The 4,101-nt window shown below is 58.3% G+C and carries 3 protein-coding genes; all 3 read left to right on the top strand.

The features are described 5' to 3' along the window. Nucleotides 1–1,020, top strand: a 1,020-nt coding sequence (locus AC1DZP_RS35700) for a response regulator (RefSeq protein ID WP_477308991.1), incomplete at its 5' end; no start/stop codon positions are given. Nucleotides 1,021–1,030: 10 nt separating this feature from the next. Next, nucleotides 1,031–3,106 carry a response regulator gene (locus tag AC1DZP_RS35695; protein WP_477308989.1) on the top strand — a complete coding sequence of 692 codons (2,076 nt, stop codon included), beginning with the start codon at nt 1,031–1,033 and terminating at the stop codon, nt 3,104–3,106. 212 nt (nt 3,107–3,318) lie between these two features. Further along, nucleotides 3,319–4,101, top strand: a 783-nt coding sequence (locus tag AC1DZP_RS35690; RefSeq protein ID WP_477308987.1) for a PRC-barrel domain-containing protein, incomplete at its 3' end; no start/stop codon positions are given.

Below are 4,101 nucleotides of genomic sequence, written 5' to 3'. Positions count from 1 at the left end.
TGGGTGCTTTTCGATCTGTTGCGTCATGACCAGAAAACCAAGGGAATTCCCGTTCACGTGATCTCAGGTGCGGAAGATATCGAAAGTCTTGCCCGCAAGGGGGCGTCCAGCATTTCCACTAAGCCGGTGTCCTCGGATGAACTGATGAAGGTGTTCCAGGACATCCATTCCAAGAAACTTCGTATCCAGCGACGCGTGCTGGTCGCCGACCCCGATCCTGAGCGCCGGCTCTCGCTGGTCGAAGCGATCCGCGACGGCGTGACCTCGGTCACGGCGGTCGGTCGTTTCCCGGCAAATGCGGACGACATTAGCGTGGTCTCGTATGATGCTATCGTGCTTGGCTTTGGACGTTCTGCCAAGGACAATGCCCAAGCGCTGGACGAGGTCATTGGCCAATTCGGCGAAGGCTTGCCGCAGTTGTTGTTCTTTGCCCCTCATCCGGATGCGCTTGACCAGATACTGGCCTTGAAACCGGCTTTCGCGAACGCGCCCCGGGCCGAGAATTTTGCTCAGCTCTCGCTTCATATGTCGGCAACGCTGCCGGGAGAAGGTCGCGAAGAGGGCGGGACTGGAACCCAACAGAACGGCAAGTCCGATCTGGCGGGCGCGAAGGTTCTCATCGTCGACGACGATATCCGCAACATCTACTCCCTCACCAGCGTCCTGGAGACCTACGATATACAGGTTCTGCATGCTGAGCGGGGCCGCGACGGCATTGCGCTTCTGGAACAAACCCCCGATGTCGATGCAGCGTTGATCGACATCATGATGCCGGAGATGGACGGCTACGAGACGATGCGGCGCATTCGTGGCACAGCGGCGATCGCTCACATCCCGCTGATTTCTGTTACTGCCAAAGCGATGAAGGGCGATCGGCAAAAATGTTTGGACGCCGGTGCTTCCGATTATATCGCCAAGCCGGTCGATCTTGATCTGCTGCTGGCGTTGCTTCGCGTCTGGATTGGTCGTTCCCGATCACGTGTCGAGACCCAGGAAAAAATGCTCATGGCAGTGAACTGACGGCCGGTCCATGCATAGGCTTCCCGGAAACAGAGTAAGAAAACTTGAGGCGGTACAACTGGCCGAAGGGCCGGCAAAAGCGCGCATCCTTGCTGTGGACGACGATGAACGCAATCTGCTGGCGATCAGCGAAGTTCTCGCTACAACCGGGGACGTTGTCTGCGCCCAATCGGGCGAAGAGGCCCTGCGCTTTTTGTTGAAGGAGGACTTCGCCGTCATCCTGCTGGATGTGCTTATGCCGGGGATAGACGGCTATGAAACGGCCGCGCTTATCCGCCAGCGCGAGCAATCCAAGCGCACGCCAATCATCTTCCTCACCGCCATCAACAAAGAGGACGCCCATATGCTGCGCGGCTATGATGCCGGCGCAGTGGACTATGTGTTCAAGCCATTTGATCCGATCATTCTGCGTTCGAAAGTCGCGGTTTTCGTCGAGCTTCACGAAAAGACCCTGGAGATCCAGCGGAAGGCGGCGGTAGAACAAGGGCTTCTTGCCCAGGCGCTGCAGGCACAGAAAGAAAAGCTCCAGGCCGAGCGGGCTCTGCGCAGCGCGGAGGAGCGGCAGGATACTATCTTGAGTTCGCTGCCGGTCTGCTTCCATGCGCGGGCAGCCGAGCCACCCTTCGCGACGCGCTTTGTGACCAACGGTGTCGAGCGCCTGACCGGGTTTTCGGCCGAAGATCTGACCTCGGATCCGACCTTCGGCCTCAGCCGAGTCCACGCCGACGATCTACCAAGGTTGAAACAAGCACTGCGAGAGGCAAAAACCACCGGCTCCTACGCTTGCGAATTCCGCTGGCAGTGCGCCAATGGCGAGTATCGCATCTTTCTTGATCAAGGTGTGATGTCGAACGGCTCTGACAGTGGCGACCCCGAGATACTGGGCACGTTGCTCGATGTTACCGAGCGGCGCGGCCTCGAAAATCAGCTGCTGCAGTCACAGCGTCTTGACGCAATCGGCAAGCTTACGGGCGGCTTGGCTCATGATTTCAACAATCTGCTCGCCGCAATTCTCAGCGGATTGGGACTGCTCGAACGTCAAGGGACGTTGGATGATCAGGCACGACAGGTTCTCGACCTGATGCGGCGTTCTGCAAAACAAGGTGCTGACCTTGTCACGCGAATGCTCGCCTTCTCGCGGCGTCAGACCCTGAAGCCCGAAGCTGTGCGGCTTGCGGCGCTTGGCGACACCATGAACGGGTTGGTCGCTCCGGTCTTGGGAGGGCTGATCCGCTTCGAATGGCAGATCGATAATGCGGTTTGGCCGGCTCGTGCCGATGCCGGGCAGCTTGAACTTGCCTTGATGAATTTGGTTTTCAACGCCCGCGACGCTATGCCTTCGGGTGGAACAATTAGCGTCCAGGCGCAAAATCGGACAATTAAGACGGTATCCGACGATCTGGCGCCTGGCGACTATGTGGTTATCGCCGTCAAAGACACCGGTGCGGGCATCGCGCCGGATATTTTGGCCAAGGTGGTCGAACCATTCTTCACCACAAAGCCAGTCGGCAAAGGAACGGGGCTAGGGCTCAGCACGGTTTACGGTTTCATGAAGCAGTCCGGCGGCGCGCTGCGCATAGACAGTGTCGTTGGACGCGGAACTGCCATGGAACTGTGGTTGCCACGTTCGGTCGAGCAGCCGGTCAGCGATGTGGTTGAACCCTCGGCAGAGCAAATTCTGGTCTATGCGAGGAACGAAYGCCCGTCGATTCTTCTGATTGACGACAGCAGCGCACTCCGGCAGCTGACAGCTGAGTCGCTCCGGCAGCGGGGTTTCGCTGTGACCTGTGCAGCGGGCGGCGCCGAGGCGCTGGCGGCCATTGAACGGACGCCAAATGATTTCGACGTGATCGTTACAGACTTCGCTATGCCCCTGGTATCCGGAGTGGACGTCATTCGGTTTGCACGCAATCTGCGCTCGGACTGGCCAGCGGTAATCATAACCGGGTACGCTGACGCGAGCGCGATTGCCGATCGTCCGTTGGATGTCCCATTGCTAAGCAAGCCATTCCGGGAAAAAGATCTCATCGAGGGCATCTTTCACGCAATCGCCCATGCCAACTCCAAGGCGATTGAGACAGGGTAGGGCAGCCCAAGGGGGACCGCGGCTTAATTCAATCACGGCCCACTCTTGCGGGTTCCAGGCCAGTTCATATCAACAGGCGAAGACAGATCTACCGAGGCGGAACTTGTCCGTGAGAGGCTCGTTGTGACCGTGCAAGATGCCGCGCTCAGCCGCCTTGCAACGGGTTCAGCCGAGCGCGGCGTGCATCAACGTAACGCACAAGGAAACATACCATGATCCGCAAACTTTTGACCACCACCGCCGTGGTCACGCTGCTGTCATCAGCCCTGGTGGTATCGGGCGCCCATTCTGAAGATGCCACCAAGCCTGCCAACGCAACTCAGAATACTGCTCCAACAGCTACCGTTGCGGTCCCTGACGGAAGCCTCGTGAGCAAGATTATGGGCGCTGCGGTCTACAACAGTGCCGCAGACAATGCCGAGAAGATCGGTGACGTGAATGACATTGTTCTCGCCAAGGACGGTAAAGCCAAGTTCATCATCATTGGTGTCGGAGGCTTCCTGGGGATTGGCGAAAAGAACGTCGCTTATGACTTCAGCAAGGCTGAATGGGTAGAGAAGAACGGCAGCCGGTGGTTGGTCGCCAAGACGACAAAGGAAGATCTCCAAGCCCAGGCCAACTTCGACACCAAGGCCTATGACACAGTCGCCGCCCCATCAGCGGCGCCCGCGGTTACTGACAGCACCGCCACCGCCGCCATTGACAAGTCGGCACTGACGGAGATGCCCGCGGACAAGATCAGCGCGGAGAATTTGATCGGAACCACCGTGTACGGCGCCGATGACGCCAAGGTTGGAGAGATCGGCGACATAGTTTTGAGCACAGACAAGAAGGTTGATGCCATTGTCGTCGACGTCGGTGGCTTCTTGGGCATCGGAGAAAAGTCGGTCGCAGTCGGAATGGAAAAGCTCAAGTTCATGACCGACAAGAACGGCAACCGCTACCTCTACACAAACCTTACGAAGGCGCAGCTCGAAGCGCAGGCGGCTTACGAC

The organism is Mesorhizobium sp. P2_F8 (assembly GCF_056403655.1).
Note: the sequence above shows the minus strand (reverse complement) of the source record. Positions and strands in the feature narration are given on the sequence as shown.